Raw genomic sequence first — 24,808 nt, forward strand, 5'->3', positions numbered from 1 at the left:
TCGCCGGTCGGCTCAAGCACCTGCCCGCGTCACCCTACGACACAACATCTGGTGTGGTCGTGAACTGACCGGAGACCCGCACACCCACACAAACCGCGAAGAAGCCCGAGTTTTTCGCCATGATCGAGGCGACGACGAAAGGATAGTCCACTCAGCGGCGCACCATCATCGCCAGACGGATCAGCGCGCGCTCGACCAGTGCCATCTGCGGCGCGGTCTGCCCGGCCGAGCGCAGCGCCAGATCCACTTCGGTCAAAACGCCCAGCGCCGATTGCAGGTTGGCCGCCCCCCAGGCCTGCGCCTGTCGCTGCATCCGGTCGCGGCGCGGGCCAAAGACGGGCGGGCGCATCCGCGCGATGCCCTGGCTGACGCCGCCGGGGTCAGATGCCGCCGTATAAAGCGCGCGAAAGTGCCGCGAGGCCGCAATGACGAGGGCCACGGGCTGCACGCCTTGGGCGCGCAAACGCTTCATCATCGGGCCGATCTCACCCGAGCGCGCTTCGGCCACGATATGCAACACATCGTCCAGATCCGCCTCGACCGAAGCGGGCGCGCAGGCGGCGATATCCTCGGGCGTCACGGGGCCATCATCGCTCAGCTTGTAAAGAGAAAGCTTGTCCATCGTCTGGCGAAAATCACCGGGGTCCAGTGCGCGCCCCAGGTCGTTGAGGTCGCGCATCGCCTCGGGTCCTATATTCTTCAGCCCGGATTTTTGCAGCATCGCCTCGATCTCGGCCCGGCTGGGCGGCTCGTCATAGATGGCGGCGGCATAGGCGTTCTTGTGCGCCTCGAAGGTCTTGCGCAGCTTGGACGTGGGCTTGAGCTGGCCCGCCGTGACGATGATCTGCGCGTCGCCCTCGCGCCAGTCCTCAAGCGCCGCGAGGATGGGCGCAGCCAACGCCTCGGTCGCATCCTCGACGAAGGCAACGCGCGGGCCGGGAAAGAAACTGGCGGCCTTGACCGCGTCATTGAGGCGCGCGGGGTCCTTGCGCAGCTCGCCCGCGGGCATGCGCGTGACGCGCATCTCCTCCTCACCGGTGGGCCCGGCAAGGGCGGCGATCACCTCGGCCCGGCGAAGCGCAATGCGCATCGCGTCGGCCCCATAGATCAGAAGGCCCGCACGCCCCGGCTCGGGCCGCGCGAAATAGCCAGCCGCGTCGCGCGGGCCAAGCTTCATAGCCCGGACTTGGGCACGGAGACGAGCAACCGGGTGATGATCTGATCCGCGAGGATCGTCATCAGGCGCTCGCGCGCATCGCGCTCGGCCGCCTGTGTCGCCACAGTCGAGCCCGATGCAGAATAACCGGTGAAATTATTGACCTTGCCGCTGGCGATAACCGCCTGCGTATCAAGGTCGCGCAGCGCATAGGTCGTCTCGCCAAGGAGGTTGTAGCGCGTCGTGACGTTGGCCCTGGAAATGGCAATCGCCTCACTGCCGATCGCGGTCGAATAGCTCAGCCCGTAGCGCCCCGGATTGGCGCGGCCCAGCCGCGTCTCCAGCTCGCGGGTCAGCAGGTAATCCTCGCGGGTGACGGGCGTGTCGACCAGCACCGCCCCTTGCAGCGCGTTACCTGCGCCACCCGGTCCATAGACCGGCGCAAACCCGCAGGCCGGCAAGGCAGCGAGCAAGCCAACGGCAAAGGCGCGGCGCGTGAGGCGTGTGCGGTTCACTTGTGGCTCCTCCGGGATGGTATTCAGACGACGACGTTGACGATCCGGCCGGGCACGACGATCACCTTCTTGGGCTGCCCGCCTTCCAGCGCCCTTTGCACAGCATCGGTCGCAAGCGCGATCTTTTCAACCTCATCCTTGGGCATGTCCTGCGGCACTTCGATCTCGGTCCGCCGCTTGCCGTTGATCTGGACGGGCAAGGTGATGGTGTCATCGACCAACATCGCGGCATCGGCCACCGGCCAGGGCGCCATCGCGACAAGGCCATCGCCGCCCAGCATATGCCACAGCTCTTCGGCCAGATGCGGCGTCATGGGCGACATCAGTTGCGCCAAAGTGCGGGCCGCCTCGCGTTTGGCTGCGCTGCCCGCCTCGCTCTTGGCGAGCGCGGCGGTAAAGGCATAAAGCCGCGCGATGGCCGCGTTGAAGCCAAAGGATTCGACGCCCGTGCTGACATCATGGATCGCCTTGTGCATCTCGCGCAGCAGCGCCTCGTCGGCTTCGGCGGCCTCCGGCGCATCGCTGCGGGCGATTTCGGAGGCGATGCGCCAGACGCGCGCCAGATGCTTGTGCGCGGCCTCGGCGCCGGCGGCAGTCCATTCGACATCGCGCTCGGGCGGGCTGTCGCTCAGGACGAACCAGCGCGCGGTATCGGCGCCATAGGCGTCGATGATGCCAATGGGATCGACGACGTTCTTCTTCGATTTCGACATCTTGGCCGAGGGGATGATTTCTACCTCGGTGCCATCCGCCAGTTTGCCGCCCGTTACATCCTCGGGCAGATGATAGACGGGGCGGCCACGATCGTCTTTCGTCTGGTAGATCTCATGCGTCACCATCCCTTGCGTGAAAAGCGCATCGAACGGCTCGACCGCGGATTTCGGCAGGTGCCCGGTGATCTGCATCGCACGGGCAAAGAAGCGACTGTAGAGCAGATGCAGGATCGCGTGCTCGATCCCGCCGATATACTGATCGACATTCATCCAGTATTCGGCATCCGCCAGATCGGTGGGCGTCTCCGCATGGGGTGCGGTGAAACGTGCATAATACCACGAACTGTCGACGAAGGTGTCCATCGTATCGGTCTCGCGCCGGGCCGCTGCGCCGCATTTGGGGCAACTCACGTTGCGCCATGTCGGGTGGCGGTCCAGTGGATTGCCCGGCACGTCAAAACTGACATCATCGGGCAAACGGATGGGCAGGTTTTCCTTGCGCTCGGGCACAACGCCGCAGGTGTCGCAATGCACGACCGGTATCGGACAGCCCCAATAGCGCTGCCGGCTGAGGCCCCAATCGCGCAGGCGGAATTTGGTCACGCCCTGCCCGACACCATTGGCCTCGCAAAACGCGATGGCCGCATCGATCGCCTCATGCGCGGTCTGATGCGCCTCGCCGGCAAAGCCGCGAATGTAGTAAACGGGTTGCGTCTTGGGCGGCACGAAGGCCTCGGCCAGATCCTCGTCCGCCTCTTCCGAGGGCAGGAAGGTGGGGATGATCGGCAGCTCGTATTTCACCGCAAAGTCAAAATCGCGCTGGTCATGCGCGGGGCAGCCAAAGACCGCGCCCGTGCCGTATTCCATCAGCACGAAGTTGGCCACATAGACGGGCAGTTCCCACGCCGTGTCAAAAGGATGGCGCACCGTCAGGCCGGTGTCATACCCACGCTTTTCCGCCTTCTCCAGCGCCTCTTCGGTGGTGCCGCCCTTGCGGCATTCGGCGGAAAACCCAGCCAGCGCCTCGTCCTCATGCTCCAGCCGCTTGGCGAGGGGATGGTCGGGCGAAATGGCCAGAAAGCTGGCCCCCCTCAGGGTATCGGGCCGCGTGGTATAAACCTCGATCCGGTCGAAGCCTTCTGGCGCATCGTTCAGGCCAAAGGCGAATTGCAGACCGCGCGATTTGCCGATCCAGTTTTCCTGCATCAGGCGCACCTTGGCGGGCCAGTTATCGAGCGTGTCGAGCGCGCCCAACAGTTCCTCGGCCATCTCCGAGATCGCAAAGAACCACTGCGTCAACTCGCGCCGCTCGACCTCGGCGCCCGAGCGCCAACCCTTGCCGTTTTCGACCTGCTCATTAGCCAGAACGGTCATGTCGACCGGATCCCAGTTGACGACCGCGTTCTTTCGATAGACCAGCCCCGCCTCGAGCATATCGAGGAACAGCGCCTGCTGCTGGCCATAGTATTCAGGATCGCAGGTGGCAAATTCACGCGACCAGTCGATGCTGAGGCCCAAGGGCTTCATCTGGGCGCGCATGTCGGCGATGTTGCCGTAAGTCCACTCTTTGGGGTGGCCGCCAATGGCCATCGCGGCATTCTCGGCGGGCATCCCGAAGGCGTCCCAGCCCATCGGGTGCAGCACGTTATGCCCTGTCGCCAGCTTGTGCCGCGCGATCACGTCGCCCATCGTGTAATTGCGCACATGGCCCATATGGATGCGCCCCGAAGGATAGGGAAACATCTCGAGCACGTAGTATTTCGGCTTGTTCCCGCCCGCCTTGGCGCAAAAGATCCCGGCGTCATCCCAGGCTTTCTGCCAGTTGGCTTCGATTTCAGCGGCGGAATAGCGGGACATGGCAGGCTCTTTCAATGGGCATTGGAACAGTGCAGCGCAATGGCGCAGATGCGTTGCCAGCGGTGATAGGGCGCACGGCGGCCAGCGTCCAGTGGGCCCGCACAAAAAGGCGCGGCGCGCGCAAGGCCCTTGGGGGGCTTTGCAGGACTTCGGCGGCTGCTATAACCGTCCGGGCGGGCAAGGCAGGCAGGCACGATGAACATCCTCTTTATCCATCAAAATTTCCCCGGCCAGTTCAAGCATCTGGCGCCGGCGCTGGCCGCGCGGGGCCATGGCTGCACGGCGCTGACGCTGAAGGTCAAGGAAGAGGTGACTTGGAACGGGGTTCGCGTGCTGCCCTATGCGCTGCCGAAACGACCGGCGCAGCAGACCCATCCATGGCTGATCGATCTGGACACCAAGGTGACGCGCGGCGAGGCGTGCTGGCGCGCGGCGCGGGATCTGGCGGCGGGCGGCTATGTGCCCGATCTGATCCTGGCGCACCACGGCTGGGGCGAATCGATGTTTCTGCGCGATCTGTGGCCGGGTGCGCGCATGGCGCTTTATTGCGAACTTTACCATCAGGCGGGCTATCCGCACCTCGATTTCGACCCCGAATTCAAATCGCGCGAGCCAGACGTGCAGCCCCTGCGCATCCGGCTGAAGAATCTGGGAAACCACCTGCATTTTCCGCTGGCCGAGGCGGGCATCAGCCCGACAGCGTTTCAGGCCGACACCTTTCCACCCGAGTTTCGCGACCGCATCACCGTCTGTCATGACGGCATCGACACGGACTGGTCCGCGCCCGACCCCAAGGTGACGCTCAGCCTCAAGGGACATCCCGAATACAGCCGCGATACCGAGATCATCACCTTCATCAATCGCAATCTCGAGCCGTATCGCGGCTATCATGTCTTCATGCGCGCGCTGCCGGACCTACTCCGCGCGCGGCCCAACGCCCGCGTCATCATCATCGGCGGTGATGAGGTGAGCTATGGCAGTGCCCCGCCCAAGGGCCAGACATGGAAGCAGATCTTTCGCGACGAGGTGCAGGGCCAGATCAGCGCCGAAGATTGGCGCCGCGTCCATTTTCTGGGGCGCATCCCGCACGACCAGTTCACGCGCGTGCTGCAAATCAGCCGCGTCCATGTCTATCTGACGTATCCCTTTGTGCTCAGCTGGTCCCTGATGGAGGCGATGTCCTGCGGCGCCGCCATTGTCGCCAGCGATACCGCGCCTGTGCGCGAAGTGATCGCACATGACAGGACCGGAAGGCTGGTTGATTTCTTTGATCGCAAGGCACTGGTGCGCGAGGTCTGTGATCTGCTTGATGACCCACTGGCGCGCGCGCGCCTTGGCACGGCCGCCCGCGCGCTGATGGTGGAACGCTATGATCTGAAGCGCACCAGCCTGCCCCGGCAGTTGGCTTGGGTGGACGAGGTCATGCAGATGCCACTGGTGACAAAGCCACCAGCGCCACCGCCGCCCGCCTGATATCAGAAGTTTTCGGCCTGAATGCGCAGTTGCCGGGCGCGCGTCAGGATAGCGTCCTCGACCGCGCGGCGCGTGCCTGCATCGACAGGACCGCTCTGCGTTGAAACCGAAACGTTGAGCGAGCGTGCATCCAGCGCCGGATCACTGATCAGGATCGTCGCGCGATACGCGCGACCGCCGCCCGGAGGCACGCCATAGCCGGTCGAAATGACGCCGGTGAAGGGATCAGCCGATTGGATGGGAAGGAAATCGAGCACCTGTAGCGACGCCGTCCAGAGATAGCGATTGACCTTTACGTCTGCGCCACCGCCACGAAAGATGTCGAGAATACTGGTGTCGGAGCCAACGCGCGCCGGGCCCTTGGCCTCCCTGCCGCCTTCGATGACGATCGCATCGGGATCAAATTTTGGCGGCTCGTCCCCGCAAGCGCCCAAAAAGACAAGAGCCGCAAAGGCGCAGACAGCGCGATTTACCGAAAGAAGCATGATGTTACCGTCCGACGTTACCTGTCCCTCTAGTAACCAACGTGCGCCGGTGGGGCAAGGTGTTTGCGCCAAGGTATCCCCACCTGCCACGATCGCGCTTTGCATCCCGGTGCCACGATGTTTATTTGAGACTGAAATCAATTCCAGCGAAAGAATGCCATGAGCCTTCAGGATATCACTGCACGCATGGACGCCGCCCTGGTCGCCGCCGGGCGCAGTGCGGGGGACGCGACCCTGATCGCCGTCTCCAAGGTGCAGCAGAACGCGCGCGTCGAAGCCGTCTTGGAGGAGGGTCATCGCATATTCGGCGAGAACCGCGTGCAAGAGGCCGCAGGAAAATGGCCTGAATTCCGCGAGAAATTCGATGGGATCGAATTGCACCTCATAGGGCCGCTGCAATCCAACAAGGTGCGACAGGCTTTTGATCTGTTTCAGACGATCCATTCGGTTGATCGGCCGAAACTGGCACGCACTATCGCGCGCATTGCCGATGAGGAAGGGCGCTGCCCCGACCTGTTTCTTCAGGTCAATACGGGCGAAGAAGATCAGAAAGCCGGCGTCGCGCCGGGCGAGGCCGACGCATTCATCGCGGAATGTCGCGCGCTGCAATTGCCGGTCAGGGGATTGATGTGCATTCCGCCCGCAAACGAAGAACCAAGCCTGCATTTCGCACTTTTGGCCAAGATTGCACGGCGCAATGATCTGGCCGGATTGTCGATGGGGATGAGCGGCGATTTCGAATCCGCAATCGCGCAAGGTGCCACGCATATTCGCGTGGGCAGCGCCATTTTCGGCGAACGCGATTACGGCTGAGGCATTTCTGCCCCAGCCGTGGGTGTCGCTGGAAAGGCGTCCGCAACTGAATGCGCCTGTGATTAGATGCGCCCGTGATTAAAGCAGCGTCACCCGAAAAGGGTCGCCGTGCGTTTAATCGGTGATTCGCATCGTTTCAATGTCGATGCCCTTCTCGCGCGCTTCCTTGATCCATGCAGGCGGGCGGCCACGGCCACTCCACGTAAGGCTTGGGTCGGTCTTGCTACGATACTTGGGCGCTGCAGGCGTGGAGGATTTCGGCTTGGGGCTGCTGCTCTTGGGCGTGGCCGTGCCGCCACCGGCGACGAGCTCGTCCAGCGAATAGCCCAATTGCTTGGCCTTGTCGCGCACGGCGTTCAACGCCTCCTTGCGCTGACGCTTGTCCCGGCCCGCCATTTCGCGGTCGACTTTTTTCTTGAGCGCCTTGAGTTCTTGAATGCTGAGTGATTTGAGATCGAATTTAGCCATGGATATCCCGCCGTTGTTTTTTCGTCTATTAATCCCAAATTATCCACAAGGCAAAAGAAATACGATAGTCGTCATGTGAAAATATCGCCAAAAACTAGAAATCAGGAACAACAACGCGTGTTTCTGGCGGAATTTCGCTCGCAAGATGAAAAAGATGATCGCGCCGCAACGCAAGGCAGCCTTCGGTCGGATATCCGGGGCGGCGCCATTGATGAATGAAAATGCAGGATCCTTTTCCGGGCACCGCATTCGGCCAATTCCAATCCGTCACCAGAATCAGATCATAAAGTGGATCGGCGCGGCGCAGCGCCTCGTGGCTGGGCGCATAGGGCGCGCGCACGGCCATGTTGTAGGCGGCATCATCGCTGGCATCAGACCACAGGTCACCCGGCAAGATTGCCTGCGCCCAAGGCGCGGGGCGCGCGATGCGGTCGGGCCTGTAAAGGGTCATGACCACCCGGTGCACACCCGCAGGCGTCGCACCGTCGCCCTCTCGCTTGTCGGCACGGATACCGCCGCGCCCGATGCTGCATGGATAAAGCCGCCTGCGGTGGCGCAGGCCAGTGGGCGTCAGGATCAGATCATTGAAACGCGCAGTCACACTAGGAGCCATGGTCTGCCTTTCTACAAGGATGCTTCGGGGCAAAAGCCCGGAGGGATGTGGTCCTGCCCTTCCAATATCAGATCTGCCATCACTTCGCCCACCTTTGGGGCCATGCCAAAGCCGATCTTGAAACCGCCGTTGGCGATGAACTGGCCGGGGTGCAGCGGATGTGCCCCCAGCATGGGCGCGCGACTGCGGCTGCGGGGGCGAAGGCCCGCCCAGCGCGCGATCACCGGCGCCTTCCTCAGCGCGGGCAGCGCGGTGCGCGCGGCGGCGATGACATCCTCCAGCAGCGCGTCCGTGCCCAGCCCGTCGAACTCACGCTCGGTGGTCGAGCCGACGGCAGTGGTGCCATCCTCATGCGGCACGATATGCACGCCGCCCGCAAAAAGCTGTGGGGCGTCCGGCATCGCAAAATCCAGCAGCGCCGCCTGCCCCTTGATCGGGGCGCCAACTTGCCGCGGGTGGGCGGCATTCAGCACCGCCAGATCCGCCGCGCCCGTGGCCCAGATGACAGCACCCTTATCCACGCCCTCGGGGAGGATGCGCCCGCCCCGCGCGGTGATGGCGGCGGCCAGCGCCGCACAGGCGCGGGCCGGATGCACCCGCGCGCTCAGGCTGTCATGGATCACGAGACCACTGGCGGTGGCGGGCGGATGGGCGAAGTCGGCCGCTTGCGCCACGCGCCAGACGGCGCGGCCCTGCCAGAGGGTGTCCGCCCCCTCTGCACGCGCCTGCGCCAGTTCCGCGCCGCCCTCGTCCAGCGGCTGCAGGCGGCCAGTGCGTGCATAGCCGGGCGAAAGGCCCCCGGCGCCAGCGACGCCGCGCCAGAAATCCTCGGCCATGAGCAGGCTGGCAAGCTGGAATGCTTTCTTGTCGTTCCAGTTTTCGGGCACATGCGGGGCGAGCGCGCCGACGATGCCCCCCGAGGCGCCCGCGCCCGGCCCGTTCGGGTCGATCACCTGCACACGCGCGCCGCGCAGAACGCAGGACCACGCTATAGCCAAGCCAAATACCCCTGCCCCGCGCACCGTTATATCGGCCATTGCCATCCCCCTCCTGCCGCTTCATGGTCGCGACATATCGCGCCCCGTTCCGCACCATTTCATAGAGGACCGCGCCATGCAGGACCAGCAGGCAGAGCTGGATTGGCGTCCGGGTGACGTGCCCGTGTCACGCCGCTTTGACGATCCGTATTTCAGCCTGAATGACGGTCTGGCCGAGACGCGGCACGTATTTCTGGACGGCAACGACCTGCCTGCACGGTTCAAGGACGGTTTTGCCGTGGCCGAGCTGGGCTTTGGCACCGGCCTGAACATGCTGGCCGCCGCCGAGGCATGGGAGGCGCATGGCGCGCCCGGCGCGCTGCACCTGACCTCGTTCGAAGCCTACCCGATGGCACCCGGCGATATGGCGCGCGCGCTGGCGGTCTTTCCCGCCTTGGGCCCGCGTGCCACACGGCTGCTGGAGGGGTGGCGCGCAGGCTGGACCGGCGGCGCGCCCCGGATCGACCTTGGCGGCGGCGTAACGCTCGATGTCATCATCGGTGACGCGCGCGAGACATTGCCGCGCTGGCAGGGCCGCGCAGATGCGTGGTTTCTCGACGGGTTCTCGCCGGCGCGCAATCCCGAACTGTGGGAGCCCGCCCTGATCGCGGACGTCTTTGCGCATACCGCGCCGGGCGGCACGGCAGCCACCTATAGTGCCGCAGGCCATGTGCGCCGGGCGCTGGCGCAGGCCGGATTTGACGTGGCCCGCACGCCGGGCCATGCGCGCAAGCGGCATATGACACAGGCAAGGATGCCGCGATGACAGAGCAGAACACCCGCCTCGGCATCTGGCTGATGATGGCAACGACGTTCGTATTTGCGGTGCAGGATGGCCTGTCGCGCTACCTTGCCGAGGAATACAACGTCTACATGGTCATCATGGTGCGATACTGGTTCTTTGCCAGCTTCGTCATCGCCATTTCAGCGCGGCGCAGGGGCGGCCTGATGGCCGCTGCGCGCACGCGCCAGCCCATCGTGCAAACGGTGCGCGCCCTGCTGCTGATCTCGCAGATCTGCATCATGGTCACGGCCTTTACCCTGCTCGGGCTGGTCGAGAGCCACGCGGTCTTTGCCTCCTATCCGCTGCTGATCGCGGCCCTCTCGGGGCCGGTGCTGGGCGAGCGCGTGGGCTGGCGCCGCTGGACCGCAATCGGTATCGGCTTTGTCGGGGTTCTTATCATCCTCAAGCCGGGGTTTGCCGTGTTCGACCCGGTCGCCATCGTGCCGCTGATCTCGGCGTTGATGTTCGCGCTCTACGGTTTGCTGACACGCTATGTGGCGCGGCGCGACACGGCTGCGACCAGCTTTTTCTGGACCGGGACGGTCGGGATGGTCGGCATGACCGCTGTTGGCGTATGGTTCTGGCAGCCCATGATCGGGGGGGACTGGGTGTGGATGGCGATGCTCTGCGTCACCGGCGTTCTGGGGCATTTCACGTTGATCAAATGCTATGAGGTGGCCGAGGCCAGCGCGGTGCAACCCTTTGCCTATTTGCAACTGGTCTTTGTCAGCATCATCGGCGTCTTTGTCTTTGGTGAAGAGATCCGCACGAATGTGGCCATCGGCGTCGCGATCGTGGTGGGCGCCGGGCTCTTTACCCTTTGGCGGCAGCGCAAGGTGGCCTGAGCCGGACGCGCGCCGCGCGGGGATATTGTCAATGGATGTTTTCCATTCTGAAAGAGATGGTTCCCAGAAAATGCGCATTTTGCATCTACCAACCGGTCTAACAAATAAATGGGATTTGTTGATGGCTTGGTTGCCGGTCCTGGCGGCATCCATGCCATCAACAGTGGCATCCCGCCTGCAATTTACCCGTCCTTAAACCCTGCGCTTCACCTGACCTCACGAGCGACTCGGTGGAAACGGATAGTATCAACATTGGACGAAAGGCTCGGGACGACACTGAGCGCCGCGTTGCGAGCCTCACGCTCGCGGGGCCGCTGAGGCCCGCATATGCCGGGGTCTTTCGAAAGATGTCGATGTCCAAGACTGCGGCTTGGGCCTGTGATCTGCCGCTCAACGGTTACAACCGTCACCTCGAGTTTACAGCAGGCTACAACATCGAAGCGTGCGACAATATCGGGAAAACTCGGAACTAAGAAATACCAAGCCGGTTACCTTACCAGGCTTGGACCAATTCGGAGAAATTTCCCGTGCAGACAGATCTGACAATCAACGGCACGCATCACCGGCTGGAGCTTGATCCAAGGACGACGCTGCTGGATGCCTTGCGCCATCATCTTGGGCTGACAGGCAGCAAAAAGGGTTGCGACCACGGGCAATGCGGGGCTTGCACGGTTATGGTTGATGGACGGCGCATCAACGCCTGCTTGACCCTCGCCTGCATGCATGACGGCGATGAGGTGACCACGATCGAAGGGATCGGTCAGCCAGATAATCTTAGTCCGCTGCAGCAGGCTTTCGTAAGCGAAGACGGGTTCCAATGTGGCTATTGCACGCCCGGGCAGATCTGCTCGGCCACAGCGATGCTGGAAGAGATCAACAACGGATGGCCGAGCCATGTGACGGACGATCTTGAAAATGGTGCAAATCTCACGACCGAGGAAATCTCGGAGCGGATGAGCGGCAATCTTTGCCGGTGTTCAGCCTATCCCAACATTGTCGAGGCGATCCGCAAGGCTGCGGGGCAAAGCGCATGAGACCTTTCGACTATACCCGCGCCAAAAGCGCTGCGGCCGCGACCCGGCAGGCGGCCAGTGGCGGCACTTTCATCGCCGGGGGCACCAATCTGCTGGACCTGATGAAGCTGGAAGTGATGGCTCCCGATGCCTTGATCGACATCAACCGGCTGGACCTCAACCATATCGAGGAAACCGACGACGGCGGCCTGCGCATCGGCGCGTTGGTGACCAACAGCGATCTTGCCAACGACATGCGCGTGCGCCGCGATTGGCCGGTGTTGAGCCGCGCCCTGCTGGCCGGCGCCAGCGGCCAGTTGCGCAACAAGGCGACAACGGGGGGCAACCTGCTGCAACGCACGCGGTGCCTTTATTTCTATGACCGAGCAATGGCCTGCAACAAGCGCGAGCCGGGCAGCGGCTGTGCGGCGCGGGAGGGGGTCAACCGTATTCTCGCGATCTTGGGCACGTCGGAGCACTGCATCGCCACGCACCCCAGTGACATGGCCGTGGCCATGCGCGCGCTTGGGGCCGAGGTGGAGACGCTGAAAGAAGACGAAACGACCCGTCGGCTCACGCTGGATGAACTCTACCTCCTCCCCGGCGACCGGCCTGATCGCGAAACTGTGCTGGAGGCGGGTGAGTTGATCACCGCCGTCGTTCTGCCCCCGCCTGTTGACGGGCGGCAAACCTACCGCAAGGTGCGCGACCGGGCGTCTTATGCTTTTGCTCTGGTTTCCGTCGCCGGGATTGTGGCGATGGAAGACGGCCGCATCACCAAGGCCGATCTGGCCTTTGGCGGGCTGGCCCCGAAGCCGTGGCGTGATGCGCAGGTCGAAGGCGTGTTGATCGGCGAAGCACCCTCTGAAGCGCTTTTCAACAAGGCCGCTGATCTGCTGCTCGCCGAGGCACAGGGCTTTGGCGATAATGATTTCAAACTCCCGCTCGCCCGCCGCACGCTCGTGTCGGTGCTCACGGAACTGACGCAGGAGGCGCGGATATGACCGAGCATTTCAAAATGGACGCCCCGGCAACGGAACGGCGACTGGATGACATGGCTCAGGGCCTCGTCGGCGCGCCGCTCGACCGGCCCGAGGGGCCACTAAAGGTTTCGGGCACCGCGACCTACGCGAATGAATGGCAGATTGAGGGCATGGCGCATGGTGTCATGGTCCGCGCGCCCGGCAATAGCGGTCGGGTTGTGCTTTCCAACCGTGACACGGTGACGAAAATGCCTGGCGTCCTTTCTGTGATCCAAGACGACCGTTTGCTGCGAAACCCCGCGCAGGGCACGGCCAACGCTGCCCCTATCCAAGGGCCGCACCACGTCGCCTACCTCGGCCAACTGATCGCCGTGGTGGTCGCAGAAAGCTTTGAACAGGCCCGCCATGCGGCGCAATCCTTGCAAGTAACGCTCGAGAACGGCCAGATGATGCCGGTCGATCCGGCGACCGCCGCGGTTGAGCTGCAGGAAGGTCAAGCGCTGGATCAAGGGGATCTTGAGGCGGCCATGCGTGATGCGGCCCACAGCGTCGATGTGGTCTATACCACTCCATCGCACTCCAGCTCGCCGATGGAGCCGCATGCCTCCATCGCGTCGTGGGAGGGCGACGACCTGACCCTGCGCGGCAGCTATCAAATGCTGAAATACAACCGCAACGAACTGGCGGATTCGCTGGGGATACACCCCGACCGGGTGCGGATCATCTCGCCCTATGTGGGCGGGGGGTTCGGCTCCAAACTGGGGCTCAGCCCCGAAGCTGTCGCCGCCTCTATCGCGGCGAAAGAGCTTGGCCGCCCGGTCTCGGTCGCCTTGCAACGCCCGCAGGTCTACGAGGCTACGATGCGCCGCTCAGAGACTCGCCAGCGGGTGCGCCTTGCCGCCGATGCCGAAGGACGGCTAAGTGGTTTGGGGCATGATGCGCGTGTGTCGAACCTGCCCGGAGAGACCTTTGCCGAGCCGGTGCTGCAAGGCTCACATTTTCTCTATGCCGGGGCCAACCGCAAAATGTCGCTTGAGTTGGCGCGTGTGCACCGGCTCTGCGCCGGTTCTGTCCGGGCGCCGGGCGAAGCCGTGGGCGTCACCGTGCTGGAAAACGCCATGGATGAGTTGGCGCATGAGATTGGCATCGACCCCGTCGCACTTCGCCTGCGCAATATCCCCGAGAAAGACCCCGAAAGCGGCAAAGACTTTTCCTCCCGCCGTTTCCGCGAGGCACTGGAAAGCGGGGCCGACGCCTTTGGCTGGGCCGACCGCCCCGGCGTGAAAGAGCGGCGCGAGGGCGAATGGCTGATCGGCTACGGCATGGCCTCGGCCGCGCGCATTAACGTGCTGATGGAAAGCCAGGCGCGCGTGACCCTGTTGCCCGACGGCACGGCGCGGGTTGAGACTGATATGACTGACATCGGCACCGGCACCTATGCAATCCTCGGCCAGATCGCTGGCGACATGCTGGGCCTGCCGCGCGAAAAGGTTGAGGTGGTCCTCGGCGACACCGCGCTGCCGCCGGCCTCTGGCTCGGGCGGGTCTTGGGGGGCGTCATCCAGCGGGACTTCGGTCTATGTCGCTTGCGATGCGATCCGCCGCCAATTGGCCGACCGGCTGGAGGTGAGTGAGCAGGACCTGATGCTAAAAGACGGTCGCGCGACTTATGCCAACCAGACCAAAACGCTCAGTGATGTCCTGCAGGGCGATGAGATCGCGAAGCTGGGCCATGTGCAACCCGGTGATACAACTGAGGCCGTGCGGCAGGCGACGTTTGGCGCCTATTTCTCCGAGGTCGCCGTCCACGCAGCCTCGGGCGAAACCCGCGTAAAGCGCATGCACGGCAGCTTCGCTGCAGGGCGCATCCTAAACGCCAAAACCGCGCGCTCGCAATGCTTCGGCGGAATGACCTTCGGCATCGGCATCGCGCTGACCGAAGAGCTGGCCTTTGACCCGCGCGATGGCCATGTGGCAAACCATAATCTCGCCGAATACCACATTCCGGTGAATGCCGACGTGCAGCAACTGACGGTCGAACTTTTGGAAGAGCGCGATGATTGGGCAAACCCCCTGCAGGCCAAAGGTATCGGCGAGCTCGGCATCTGCGGTGCGGCGGCGGCTATTACCAATGCCATCTACAACGCGACCGGCGTACGGGTGCGGGACTACCCGGCGACATTGGATAAGGTGATTGCGGGGATGTGAGAAAGCCGATGAGCTAACTAATCCTGTCGACGCTGCCGCCACGCCTTCGCCCCGCTCATCTGTCACCTGTCCCTGCTGCCCATAGCCTATGAAAGCCATTAATCACCTGTTTTCCGGCGGGATGAGGATCGCTCTTGCAGTAGGTCCAGCGCATCGGAATTTCGGCGGCCCCAATCGTAAACCAGATCGACCAAACCAACGAAGCGGTGTCCGAGCGAGGTCAGACTGTATTCCACGGCTGGCGGGACCGTGCCCTTGACGTGGCGGTCGATCAGGCCGCTGCGCTCCATCTCGCGCAGGGTCTGGACCAGCATCTTCTTGGAGATCCCAGGCAGGCTACGATGCAGCACCCCGGTGCGCGCCCGCCCGTCATGCAGCGCATGGAGCGTGTGCAGGATCATGCTGGTCCATTTTGTCGAGAAGATCTCGAGGACGCGGCGCGGCGCGCAATCCTCGCGCCATTCCCGCTCGTCGGTGCCGGGTTGCATGGTGGTTACCTCATGGTGCCTATGTCCCAATTCGGTGCCTTCTACCCGAAGCGCGGGCCCGCGCATAGATGTGGCGTGCAAAAACAAATTGGAGAGCGAGATGACGAAACGCGCATTGGTGGTTGGCGCCACTGGCATCCAGGGAAGCGCCGTGGCCGAAAGACTGGTCGGCGATGGCTGGAAGGTATTCGGCCTTGCCCGAACGCCCGGAGAACAGGATGGCGTGACGCCGGTCGCGGCGGATCTGCTTGATCCCCACACCCTCGACGCGGCGATCGCGGGCATCAATCCCACGCATGTGTTCCTCACGACATGGCTGCGGAAAGACACCGAGGCCGAAAATATCCGGGTCAACGCGGCGATGGTCCGCAACCTGCTCGACGCGCTGCGCCCCGCGAGCTCTGTCGAGCACGTGGCGCTGGTGACGGGCCTCAAGCATTACCTCGGCCCGTTCGAAGCCTACGGCAAAGGCACGCTGCCCAAGACGCCCTTCCGCGAGGACCAGGGCCGGCTTGAGGTGGAGAACTTCTATTACGCGCAGGAAGACGAGGTCTTCGCCGCCGCCGAACGCGACGGCTTCGGCTGGAGCGTCCACCGCCCGCATACCGTGATCGGAAAGGCGATCGGCAACGCCATGAACATGGGCACGACTTTGGCGGTCTATGCCGCGATCTGCCAGGAAACCGGGCGCCCGTTCCGCTTTCCCGGGTCGAAGGTGCAATGGGAGAGCCTCACCGACATGACCGATGCGCGCCAGCTTGCCGCCCAAGTGGCCTGGGCCGCAGTCACCCCGGAGGCGCGCAACGAGGACTTCAACGTGGTCAACGGCGATGTCTTCCGTTGGAGCTGGATGTGGTCGCGCATCGCCGATTGGTTCGGCATCGAGGCGGAGGAGTTCGACGGCACCGAGCGTCCGCTCGCAGAGCAGATGAAAGACGACGCGGAGCTCTGGTCCGAAATGGCCGCCCGCTACGGGCTTGCCGAGGCCGATCTCGCCCGCCTTGCCTCGCCATGGCACACCGACGCCGATCTCGGCCGTCCGATCGAGGTAGTGACTGACATGTCGAAGAGCCGCCGGATGGGCTTCACTGGCTACGTTGCCACCGACGCCGCGTTCTTCGATCTCTTCGAACGCCTTAAGGCTGACAAGATCATTCCGGCCCGCTGAAACCGGTGCGTCCTGGCCACGGGGTCGGTATCGACCGACGCCGTGGCCTCGCGTAGCGATCGGCTTCCGTTCAGGCCCGCGCCTGTCCGACGGAACTGAGCGAGCCGCAGAACGATCACCTTGTCCGCATTGCCGTCACTTATAGCCTTGCTATGCTGCAAGTTGCACGAATGGTTGGTTCGATGACGCTGCGGTGCAGCTTCTAATCTGAAAGCGAGGGTCCGGTCTGGGCCGTCTGCTAATTTTCCCTGTGTTTGCCCTGTGCATGAGACCCGCGCACCTCGCTAGCACTCTTGCATGGGCATACCAGTTCCGCCCGATTGGCCAGTCCTCCCCATCGGTCTAGCACCTCCCACATGTAACGCACCACGATCACCATCTGCATCAGTTGCGTCAATGAGTGTTCAAAACTGACCGGCTTTCAGTGTTTTATCTTGAAACATCGTTTTAATGGCAAAGCCCCAACCAGGCAGCCCTCATGTAGCGAGCCCGTCTGGGGCATAGTTTTTATCGCGTTTGTGTTTCTGTACAGCGTTTACTTTGCGCGCTGCCACGCGAGACGCTGTCACGTCCTGCCATGGGGGACGGTCCAGTTGATCACTGGGTTGATCGGAATGATCCGATGCGGATTCACCGTCTCGTGGCTGTAATGGTAGTGCCGCACGATGTGGTCGAAATGCACCGTCTCGGCGACGCCCGGCCATTGATACATCTCGCGCGTCCAACCCCAGAGATTTGGGTATTCGCGCAGCCAGGCCCGGTTGCATTTGAAATGTGTGTGATAGACTAAATCGAAGCGCACCATCGTGGTGAAAAGCCGCCAGTCGGCCTCGGTCAGGCGATCGCCGGTCAGATATCGGTTCTCACTCAAAATCCCTTCCAGCCAGTCCAGACTGTCGAAAAGCGCGTGAACCGGCTCAGCATAGGCCTCCTGCGAGGTCGCGAAACCGGCCTTGTAGACGCCGTTGTTGACGGTGTCATAGACCCGCGCGTTGATCTCGTCGATGCGGCCGCGCAGACCCTCGGGGTAGTAATCGTCCTGATTGCCCGTAACCGCGTCGAACGCCGTATTGAACATGCGGATAATTTCAGCGCTCTCGTTCGAGACGACTGTTTCCCGCGTCCTGTCCCAAAGAACCGGCACCGTCACCCGCCCGGACGCCTTTGGATCGGCGCGCAAGTAGATATCGCGCAGGTAGCGGGCACCGTAAAGATCGTCGCCGGTGGCCCCCGGAAAATCATCCCAAAGCTCCCACCCCTCCGACAGCATGTCGGGATGCACCACCGAAACACCGATATGCGGCTCAAGCTCCTTGATCGCGCGAAAGATCAGAGCGCGATGGGCCCATGGGCAGGCATAGCTGAGATAGAGGTGATAGCGCCCGCTCTCGGCCTTGAAGCCGCCATCACCCGATGGTCCTGGCTCCCCGTCGGTGGTGATCCAACTCCGCCACTTGGTTTCGCTGCGCTCGAAACGACCGCCGGTGCTCTCGGTGTCATACCCTTTGTCATGCCATTCGCCGTTGATCAGGATGCCCATGCTTTTCTCCTTGGATGCGCTTTCCGGTACTGCGCCGGCTAAAGGATGAGGCCGACATTTTGGATGAGACACCAGCCCTCGCGACCCTTTTGCCGCCAAAACGTCCTTGTGGAGCCCTCGGCCGAACCGGATGCCTTCGCAATTCAATCACTTCAACGCGCCCAAGCTCTCATCGGTTTCGTAGTCGCGACGCGCCACGGTCTACGGCCTGGTGTATGGCGGCTTCGCTGCACCAATCGGATGAGGGATTCACTGCCGAATCCAGCATGGTAGCTGGGGTCCATGAGCAGTTGAGCTAAACCTTGAAATTCTGAAGGGCATGCGCGGAACATCACCCCAAGGCGCTGCCGCCTCGACGAACGCCAGTCCAGAATGATCATTGCCAGCCGGACATTCTCCCTCATTTCGGATGAGCACATTGATATAGGGTCGTTGAGACGGCATGTCAGAGGCCAAACACCAGCGGGAGCTCAAAGATGCTGAAAACTCTTATCACAGCCGCGATCGTGTCGGCCAGTTTGTCCGCAGCCGCGACGGCGCAGGAAAACGAAACGCTGCGCGTCGGCATGTCGGGCGGCTATTTTCCCTTCACTTTCGTGCGGCAGGACGAGTTGCAGGGCTTCGAGGTCGACATGATGAACGCAGTGGGCGAGGAAACCGGCCTTGATATCGAATTCGAAACCATGTCGTTCTCGGGCCTTGTCGGCGCGCTGGAAGCGGGCAGGATCGACACCATCGCCAACCAGATCACCATCACACCGGAGCGCGAGGAGGCCTTCGCCTTCACGCAGCCCTACGTGATCGACGGCGCGCAGGTCGTCACCCGCGAGGGCAACGACGAAATCGAGGGCGTAGAAGACCTGCGTGGCCAGAGCGTCGCCGTGAATCTCGGCTCGAACTTCGAGCAGCTTCTGCGTGACCTGCCTTACGCCGATGAAATCGAAATCCGCACCTACGAGTCGAACATCGAGCAGGACGTGGCGCTTGGGCGCGTCGATGCCTTCGTCATGGACCGTGTGTCCTCGGCCCAGGTGATCCAGGAAAGCCCGCTGCCGCTGGAACTCGCTGGCGAGCCGTTTTCGGAGATCCGCAACGCGCTGCCCTTCCGCGACACCGAGGACGGTCGAACGCTGCGCGATCGCGTCAACGAAGCGCTGGCCACTCTGAAGGAAGATGGCACGCTCACCGGGATCTCGGAGAAGTGGTTCGGTGTCGACATTACCGCGCCGGTTTCCGAGTAACCTACGACATGCGGGCACTCGACTTCGACTACATGCTGGGTCTCGTGCCCGTGATCCTCGGCTATGTTCCGCTAACGCTGTTCATGGCGGTGGCGGCCATGGTCTGCGCGCTCGCTCTCGCCTCGCTCATGGCGGTCGAGCGGGTGATCAAAGTCCCCGGGCTTGATTGGCTGGTGATACTCTTCATCAGCTTCTTTCGAGGCACGCCGCTGCTGGTGCAGCTCTTTCTGTTCTACTACGGCCTGCCGCAGGTCTTTTCGTTCCTGGCTCAGATCAATGGTGTGACGGCCGCGATCATGGGGCTGACCCTGCACTTCTCGGCCTACATGGCCGAAGCGATCCGCGCCGCGATCATCGGCGTGGACCGGTCACAATGGGAGGCTTCGCAGTCCATCGGGATGACCCAAGGCCAGATGATGCGCCGGATCGTGCTGCCGCAGGCCGCGCGGATCGCGGCACCCACGCTGGTCAACTATTTCATCGACATGATCAAAGGCACATCGCTCGCCTTCACTCTTGGCGTGACCGAGATGATGGGCGCGGCGCAGAAAGAGGCTGCTGGCAGCTTTCTGTATTTCGAAGCGTTCCTCGTCGTCGCGCTGATCTACTGGTTCATGGTCGAGGTGCTGAGCCAGGGCCAGAAGATCCTCGAGACCCGCCTGAACAAGGCCTACGCGCGATGATTGGGATTCGCGGCCTGACCAAGCGCTTCGGTGGAACGACGGTGCTGAATGCGATCGACCTCGATATCGCGGCGGGTGAGAGGGTCGTCATCATCGGTCCGTCCGGGACGGGAAAATCGACGCTGTTGCGGTGCCTGAATTTCCTCGACCGCCCGGACGCGGGCACGATCACGATCGGGGATGTCTCGGTCGATGCGACGCGGGCCTCGAAGAAGGACGCGCTGGCCCTGCGACGGGCCACCTCGTTCGTGTTCCAGAACTACGCGCTCTTCGCCAACAAGACGGCAAAAGAAAACATCGTGGAGGCCCTTGTCACAGTCCAGCGCCAGCCCCGCGCCCAGGCAGAGCAACGCGCGCTTGCCGTGCTGGCCGAAACGGGCCTTGCCGCCAAGGCCGACAGCTACCCGGCGGCGCTGTCGGGCGGCCAGCAGCAACGCGTCGGTATCGGGCGTGCCATGGCGATCGGCGCCGACCTGATGATGTTCGACGAGCCGACCTCCGCTCTCGATCCTGAATGGGTCGGCGAGGTGCTCGATCTCATGCGCCGGGTGGCCGAACGGCGCCAGACCATGCTGATCGTCACGCACGAGATGCAGTTCGCGCGCGAGATCGCAGACCGCGTGGTGTTCATGGATGGCGGTCGTATTGTGGAGGCCGGCCCCCCCGGCGAGGTGCTTGACTCACCACAAGATGAGCGTCTCCGGCGTTTCCTGCGCCGGGTCGCTTGATTCAGAGTCCTCGACAGCGGCCAAGGCATGGCGATCAATGCCGGCCTGACCGATGCCACTTTCGGTGCTGCCAGCGAAGTTCAGCCTCGCATTCCAGTCTGGTCAGCCAGTCGAACGCAGCACGTAGGGGCTGCGTTCGACATTTATTCCACGACTACCTGATCGACACTGGTCAAGGTTTGATCGTTGATGTCGAGGCCGCGCGAGCGATCCCGCGGGCCGAGGTGCTGCTGTGGCTCAGCGCCACCTTAGAAAATGCTGCGCGATGCATGAACGTCCTGTGTGGTGAAGCTGCGGTGCAGCACCGAGGGCGCAAGCGAGCGGCGGCTATGGGCCGGGTCCGCCGCATCCTTTGACCGCTCCGTCCGCAATCTTGCGGAGACTGGCGCGGATGAAGTCACAACGGTCACACCGAGCACGTTTACGACCTCAAGGTCGACTGTTGCGAGCGCGGAACCCTTGTCCAGAAACTCACTTCCCATGCGCAGTAGGAAGGTTGAAAAGGCCGATGAACCTTCGGGCGATCTCCCAGTCGCCGGTAACACTCACACCGGCTGTTTCGGGGGTCACATCGCCGTAGAAGACAGCGGCCAGGGGCGGCGCGATTGCGGCCTCGAAATGCAGGTCGGGCGGCGCCGTCTCGCCGCGCTCCACCGGCATCGCGCCATTTGCGAGCCGGGCCGTGAACCGCGCGGTGCCGATCGCGAAAGAGGCGACTATCATCATGCCACGGGCTGCCTCGACGTCCAGCATCGTCCTCAGCGACAGCATAAAGGAAACGGGCGACAGGGGTAGGGTCGGGTCGTGCAGCGGCGAGGCGGCAGCCCAGCGGCCGATCTCCTGGATGATCGGCTCAGCCGCGTAGCCCCACTCCGTCAGGCCATAGAGCTGCGCGGGCGTGGGCTCGGGTGCCGTCGAGCGCCGCACCACGCCGCTGCCCTCCAGCCCAGCGAGCCGTTCGGTCAGCACCTTGGCGCTGATCCCCGGCAGGTTCGCGCGGATATCGGTAAAACGTCGGGGACCGAACATCAGTTCGCGGACGATCAACAACGACCAGCGCTCGCCCAGCAGTTCGAGGCCGAACGCGGCGCCGCAGGCATCGCCATACCAGCGTCCGTGGGGGCTTTTCGCCTGTTTTGTTTCTTTAGGTAATTTCATAGTTGCTTTTTGTAACTCCCCTCTCGTAGCCTGTCCATAGCGAATGCGACTCAGGAGGAACCGCAATGCCCCGAATGATCTTCGTGAACCTGCCGGTCGCCGACGTAGCGACGGCAACGGCTTTCTACGAGGCCATCGGCTTCGAGAAGAACGAGGCATTTTCGAACGCGCAGGCGAGCGCGATGGTCTGGTCGGATACAATTCACGTGATGCTGCTCGACCACGACTTCTACGCAACTTTCACCGACAAGCGCATCATCGACGCGCGCACGGAAAGCGGCGTCCTGATGTGCCTGTCCTTCGACGAACGAGAGGCGGTCGACGACATCCACCGCAAGGCGGTCGCCGCGGGCGGACGCGAGATGCGGGCCATCGAGGACCAGGGCGTCATGTATGGCGGCGCCTTCGATGATCCCGACGGCCACGGCTGGGAAACGCTCTGGATGGATGTGAATGCGGCTACAGGAAGCCCTGCGGAACAATCCGATGTCGGCTGATCCCACCATCACGGCCTTCCGCCGCTCGCCCGACAGAGGCCGTGGACTGGCCCGCGACATGCGCGTCCGATGGGCGCTTGAGGAAGTCGGCCAACCCTACGACGTCAGGCTGGTGTCCTTCTTCGAGATGAAGGAGGCGCAGGATCGGGCCCGCCATCCGTTCGGGCAGATCCCGACCTTTGAGGCGGGCGATCTGGTCCTGTTCGAATCCGGCGCGATCGTGCTGGAGATTGCCCGGCGTCATCTGGGCCTTCTGCCCGCAGACGCAGAGGGGCAATCCCGCGCCATTGCGTGGATGTTCGCCGCGATCGGCACGGTCGAGGCGCCGATCGTCGAGCGCGAGCAGGCGGGCTACTTGGAACGGGACCGCCCATGGTTTGCGGACCGCCAGTCGCTTCTTGACGCGCGCATCCGCGGACGGCTGGGCGACCTGTCGAACTGGCTGGGCGATGCGGCATGGCTCGACGGGCCATTCAGCGCGGGCGACCTCCTGATGGTGACCGTGCTGCGCCGCCTCGAGGGCACGAACATTCTCGAGGCGTATCCAAATCTCGCCACCTATGTCGCTCGCGGCGAAGCACGCCCCGCCTATGCTCGCGCCTTCGCCGCGCAGAAGGCCGTCTTCGACGCCAGCCACAAGGAGGACTCCCATGCCAATTGACCCCAATGCCCCGATCACCATCACCGCTTACGACTGGGTCCCGGACTTCGCCAAGGGACAGGTCCGCGACCTCCGGGTCCGCTGGGCGCTCGAGGAGGTCAGACAGGACTACGCCGTCCGCATCCTGCCCCAGGGCGGGCAGAAGGAAGCAGCGCACCGCGCGCTTCAGCCCTTCGGGCAGGTGCCCACCTATGAGGAGGGTGATCTGACCCTCTTCGAGAGCGGCGCCATCGTCTGGCACATCGCCGAGCGGTTCCCCGGGCTGATGCCCGAAGACCCAGCGGGCCGCGCCAGGTCGCTGGAATGGCTCTTTGCCGCGCTGAACACGGTGGAGCCGCCGATCATGGACTACGCCATCGCGACGCTTTTCGAGGCGGGTGAGCCGTGGTCGGCGCCGCGGCTGCCGTCCGTGGAGGCTCGGATCACTGAGCGTCTGGACGAGGCTTCGGCCCGCCTTGGCGACGCGGACTGGTTCACCGGTAGGTTCACCGCGGGCGATCTGATGATGGTGTCGGTCCTCAGGATCATCGAGGGGCCGGAACTGCTGGCCCCTTATCCCAACCTCGTCGCCTATTTGGCGCGGGGCGCCGACCGGCCCGCCTTTGGGCAAGCGCTGGCCGATCAGATGTCCGGCTTCACGGGCAGCCCGCCGCCCGGATTCGACGAATGGATGGCGGAACAGAAAGCAAGCACAGGAGTAATGACATGACCTATGTGGCCGGCTTCCTCACACCCCTCCCCGACGAGAACCGCGAGGCGTATATCTAGAGCGCCCCAATGGCCAACACTCGTCATCTCACTCTCCACCGGTTCTTTCTGGCCGGCATGACATGGCTCTTCGCCACCACGGCCCATGCCCAAGACCAGACGGGCCACGCCACGTCCGGCGATCTGGACATCTATTACGAAGTGCATGGGGATCTGGCAGCGGATGCCACGCCTTTCCTCGTCCTCCACGGGGGCATGGGGTCGATTGAAGGCGACTTCGGCGCCCTCCTGCCCATCCTCGCCGACCAGGCCCCCGTGATCGGAATAGAGCAGCAGGGCCACGGCCACACCGGCGGTCGTGACGCCCCGGTCTCCCTCGCGTCGATGCGCGCCGACACCATCGCGGTCCTCGACGCGCTGGAGGTGGAGCGGGTCCACGTTGTCGGCTTCTCCATGGGCGGCATGCTGGCACTGGAACTCGGCGTCGCCGCGCCCGACCGGATCGAGACGCTCACCGCGATCTCGGTCAGCCAGAACCTTGACGGCATGCACCCCGCCATCGGCGAGATGAACCGCAATCCCGACAGCGCGCCATCGCCCGAAGCGCACGACCTGATCCCGACCGAAGAGGACTTCGAAAGGATGCAGGCGGCATTTGCCGACAACCCGGACGGCCCGGACCAATTCCAGCGCACGTTCAGGCAATTGCAGTCCTTTATGGTCAGCGGCTGGGGCTGGAGCGATGATGAACTTGCGTCGGTCGACGTTCCAACCCTGATCGTGCTCGGCGACACCGATTTCATGAGGGTGGACCACGCCGCGCGGATGGCGGAGCTTGTTAGCGCCCAGCTCGCTGTCCTGCCGGATACGACGCATCTGTCGATCATGAGGCGGGCGGACTGGCTCGAACCCCTGATCGCGAACAGGATCGCAACCGCCGACGAGTGACCGCACGGCAAACCCCAAAAGGAGAA

The 24,808-nt window shown here is 63.3% G+C and carries 25 protein-coding genes and 1 pseudogene; 16 read left to right on the plus strand and 10 right to left on the minus strand.

Translation table 11 applies throughout. The features are described from left to right. Nucleotides 1-151: 151 nt before the first annotated feature. The 3 genes from holA to leuS are packed head-to-tail and all read right to left on the minus strand — an operon-like array spanning nt 152 to nt 4,241. Complete coding sequence (holA, locus tag V8352_RS16435; RefSeq protein WP_336425389.1) at nt 152-1,177, minus strand: DNA polymerase III subunit delta; 1,026 nt, start codon at nt 1,175-1,177, stop codon at nt 152-154. Further along, complete coding sequence (lptE, locus tag V8352_RS16440; RefSeq protein ID WP_336425390.1) at nt 1,174-1,671, minus strand: LPS assembly lipoprotein LptE; 498 nt, start codon at nt 1,669-1,671, stop codon at nt 1,174-1,176. The genes holA and lptE overlap by 4 nt, the downstream gene beginning before the upstream one ends. 23 nt (nt 1,672-1,694) lie before the next feature. Further along, complete coding sequence (leuS, locus tag V8352_RS16445) at nt 1,695-4,241, minus strand: leucine--tRNA ligase (protein WP_336425391.1); 2,547 nt, start codon at nt 4,239-4,241, stop codon at nt 1,695-1,697. Nucleotides 4,242-4,436: 195 nt separating this feature from the next. On the opposite strand from leuS, the gene V8352_RS16450 reads away from it, so the two are divergent. Next, complete coding sequence (locus tag V8352_RS16450; RefSeq protein ID WP_336425392.1) at nt 4,437-5,714, plus strand: glycosyltransferase; 1,278 nt, start codon at nt 4,437-4,439, stop codon at nt 5,712-5,714. 2 nt (nt 5,715-5,716) lie between these two features. Here V8352_RS16450 and V8352_RS16455 read toward each other — a convergent pair whose 3' ends face one another. Further along, the gene (locus V8352_RS16455) at nt 5,717-6,199 is read right to left on the minus strand and encodes a DUF3576 domain-containing protein (RefSeq protein WP_336425393.1); all 483 of its coding nucleotides are present in this window, start codon (nt 6,197-6,199) and stop codon (nt 5,717-5,719) included. A gap of 159 nt (nt 6,200-6,358) precedes the next feature. Here V8352_RS16455 and V8352_RS16460 point away from each other — a divergent pair, with 159 nt between their 5' ends. Continuing rightward, nucleotides 6,359-7,012 carry a YggS family pyridoxal phosphate-dependent enzyme gene (locus tag V8352_RS16460; protein ID WP_336425394.1) on the plus strand — a complete coding sequence of 218 codons (654 nt, stop codon included), beginning with the start codon at nt 6,359-6,361 and terminating at the stop codon, nt 7,010-7,012. 114 nt (nt 7,013-7,126) lie between these two features. On the opposite strand, the gene V8352_RS16465 is transcribed toward V8352_RS16460, so the two are convergent. The 3 genes from V8352_RS16465 to V8352_RS16475 all read right to left on the minus strand — a co-directional run bounded on the left by V8352_RS16465 (nt 7,127) and on the right by V8352_RS16475 (nt 9,130). Continuing rightward, the gene (locus tag V8352_RS16465; RefSeq protein ID WP_336425395.1) at nt 7,127-7,480 is read right to left on the minus strand and encodes an H-NS histone family protein; all 354 of its coding nucleotides are present in this window, start codon (nt 7,478-7,480) and stop codon (nt 7,127-7,129) included. Nucleotides 7,481-7,574: 94 nt separating this feature from the next. Further along, nucleotides 7,575-8,081, minus strand: coding sequence for a L,D-transpeptidase family protein (locus tag V8352_RS16470; RefSeq protein WP_442971056.1), 507 nt, complete (start codon nt 8,079-8,081; stop codon nt 7,575-7,577). 23 nt (nt 8,082-8,104) lie between these two features. Then, entirely contained in the window at nt 8,105-9,130 is a 1,026-nt protein-coding gene (locus tag V8352_RS16475) for an NAD(P)/FAD-dependent oxidoreductase (RefSeq protein ID WP_336425397.1), read from the minus strand. Between the two features lie 76 nt (nt 9,131-9,206). Here V8352_RS16475 and mnmD point away from each other — a divergent pair, with 76 nt between their 5' ends. The 5 genes from mnmD to V8352_RS16500 all read left to right on the plus strand — a co-directional run bounded on the left by mnmD (nt 9,207) and on the right by V8352_RS16500 (nt 14,962). Further along, on the plus strand, nt 9,207-9,896 hold the full coding sequence (gene mnmD, locus V8352_RS16480; protein ID WP_336425398.1) for a tRNA (5-methylaminomethyl-2-thiouridine)(34)-methyltransferase MnmD: 690 nt from the start codon (nt 9,207-9,209) through the stop codon (nt 9,894-9,896). Continuing rightward, a complete protein-coding gene (locus V8352_RS16485; RefSeq protein ID WP_336425399.1) occupies nt 9,893-10,759 on the plus strand; it encodes a DMT family transporter in 867 nt (288 codons plus the stop codon). The genes mnmD and V8352_RS16485 overlap by 4 nt, the downstream gene beginning before the upstream one ends. A 527-nt stretch (nt 10,760-11,286) precedes the next feature. Next, entirely contained in the window at nt 11,287-11,793 is a 507-nt protein-coding gene (locus tag V8352_RS16490) for a 2Fe-2S iron-sulfur cluster-binding protein (protein WP_336425400.1), read from the plus strand. Beyond that, the gene (locus V8352_RS16495) at nt 11,790-12,776 is read left to right on the plus strand and encodes an FAD binding domain-containing protein (RefSeq protein ID WP_336425401.1); all 987 of its coding nucleotides are present in this window, start codon (nt 11,790-11,792) and stop codon (nt 12,774-12,776) included. Before V8352_RS16490 ends, V8352_RS16495 begins: the two co-directional genes overlap by 4 nt. Beyond that, the gene (locus V8352_RS16500; protein ID WP_336425402.1) at nt 12,773-14,962 is read left to right on the plus strand and encodes a xanthine dehydrogenase family protein molybdopterin-binding subunit; all 2,190 of its coding nucleotides are present in this window, start codon (nt 12,773-12,775) and stop codon (nt 14,960-14,962) included. Before V8352_RS16495 ends, V8352_RS16500 begins: the two co-directional genes overlap by 4 nt. 98 nt (nt 14,963-15,060) lie before the next feature. Here the strand turns inward: V8352_RS16500 and V8352_RS16505 are convergent, their stop codons facing one another. After that, complete coding sequence (locus V8352_RS16505; protein ID WP_336425403.1) at nt 15,061-15,450, minus strand: winged helix-turn-helix transcriptional regulator; 390 nt, start codon at nt 15,448-15,450, stop codon at nt 15,061-15,063. A 100-nt stretch (nt 15,451-15,550) separates the two neighbouring features. On the opposite strand from V8352_RS16505, the gene V8352_RS16510 reads away from it, so the two are divergent. Then, nucleotides 15,551-16,618 (plus strand): SDR family oxidoreductase, encoded by a 1,068-nt coding sequence (locus tag V8352_RS16510; protein ID WP_336425404.1) that lies wholly within the window; start codon nt 15,551-15,553, stop codon nt 16,616-16,618. A gap of 565 nt (nt 16,619-17,183) precedes the next feature. On the opposite strand, the gene V8352_RS16515 is transcribed toward V8352_RS16510, so the two are convergent. Continuing rightward, nucleotides 17,184-18,158: a glutathione S-transferase family protein gene (locus tag V8352_RS16515; RefSeq protein WP_336425405.1), complete on the minus strand. Its 975-nt coding sequence runs from the start codon at nt 18,156-18,158 to the stop codon at nt 17,184-17,186. Nucleotides 18,159-18,634: 476 nt separating this feature from the next. Between V8352_RS16515 and V8352_RS16520 the strand changes: the two genes are divergently transcribed. The 4 genes and pseudogenes from V8352_RS16520 to V8352_RS16535 form a co-directional block, all read left to right on the plus strand. Further along, nucleotides 18,635-19,399 (plus strand): amino acid ABC transporter substrate-binding protein, encoded by a 765-nt coding sequence (locus V8352_RS16520; protein ID WP_336425406.1) that lies wholly within the window; start codon nt 18,635-18,637, stop codon nt 19,397-19,399. A gap of 8 nt (nt 19,400-19,407) precedes the next feature. Continuing rightward, nucleotides 19,408-20,082, plus strand: coding sequence for an amino acid ABC transporter permease (locus V8352_RS16525; protein WP_336425407.1), 675 nt, complete (start codon nt 19,408-19,410; stop codon nt 20,080-20,082). Beyond that, nucleotides 20,079-20,810, plus strand: coding sequence for an amino acid ABC transporter ATP-binding protein (locus tag V8352_RS16530; RefSeq protein ID WP_336425408.1), 732 nt, complete (start codon nt 20,079-20,081; stop codon nt 20,808-20,810). The genes V8352_RS16525 and V8352_RS16530 overlap by 4 nt, the downstream gene beginning before the upstream one ends. A 45-nt stretch (nt 20,811-20,855) precedes the next feature. After that, nucleotides 20,856-21,037: pseudogene (locus V8352_RS16535) on the plus strand (IS5/IS1182 family transposase); the annotation flags it as partial. A 244-nt stretch (nt 21,038-21,281) separates the two neighbouring features. On the opposite strand, the gene V8352_RS16540 reads toward V8352_RS16535, so the two are convergent. Beyond that, on the minus strand, nt 21,282-21,968 hold the full coding sequence (locus V8352_RS16540; RefSeq protein ID WP_336425409.1) for a winged helix-turn-helix transcriptional regulator: 687 nt from the start codon (nt 21,966-21,968) through the stop codon (nt 21,282-21,284). Between the two features lie 65 nt (nt 21,969-22,033). Between V8352_RS16540 and V8352_RS16545 the strand changes: the two genes are divergently transcribed. The 4 genes from V8352_RS16545 to V8352_RS16560 all read left to right on the plus strand — a co-directional run bounded on the left by V8352_RS16545 (nt 22,034) and on the right by V8352_RS16560 (nt 24,782). Next, entirely contained in the window at nt 22,034-22,465 is a 432-nt protein-coding gene (locus V8352_RS16545; protein ID WP_336425410.1) for a VOC family protein, read from the plus strand. Further along, nucleotides 22,455-23,126: a glutathione S-transferase family protein gene (locus V8352_RS16550; protein WP_336425411.1), complete on the plus strand. Its 672-nt coding sequence runs from the start codon at nt 22,455-22,457 to the stop codon at nt 23,124-23,126. The genes V8352_RS16545 and V8352_RS16550 overlap by 11 nt, the downstream gene beginning before the upstream one ends. Next, a complete protein-coding gene (locus tag V8352_RS16555; RefSeq protein WP_336425412.1) occupies nt 23,116-23,835 on the plus strand; it encodes a glutathione S-transferase family protein in 720 nt (239 codons plus the stop codon). The genes V8352_RS16550 and V8352_RS16555 overlap by 11 nt, the downstream gene beginning before the upstream one ends. Nucleotides 23,836-23,903: 68 nt before the next feature. Then, complete coding sequence (locus V8352_RS16560; protein ID WP_336425413.1) at nt 23,904-24,782, plus strand: alpha/beta fold hydrolase; 879 nt, start codon at nt 23,904-23,906, stop codon at nt 24,780-24,782. Nucleotides 24,783-24,808 lie beyond the last annotated feature (26 nt).

This window comes from Roseovarius sp. D0-M9, assembly GCF_037083805.1.
Classification (GTDB): domain Bacteria; phylum Pseudomonadota; class Alphaproteobacteria; order Rhodobacterales; family Rhodobacteraceae; genus Roseovarius.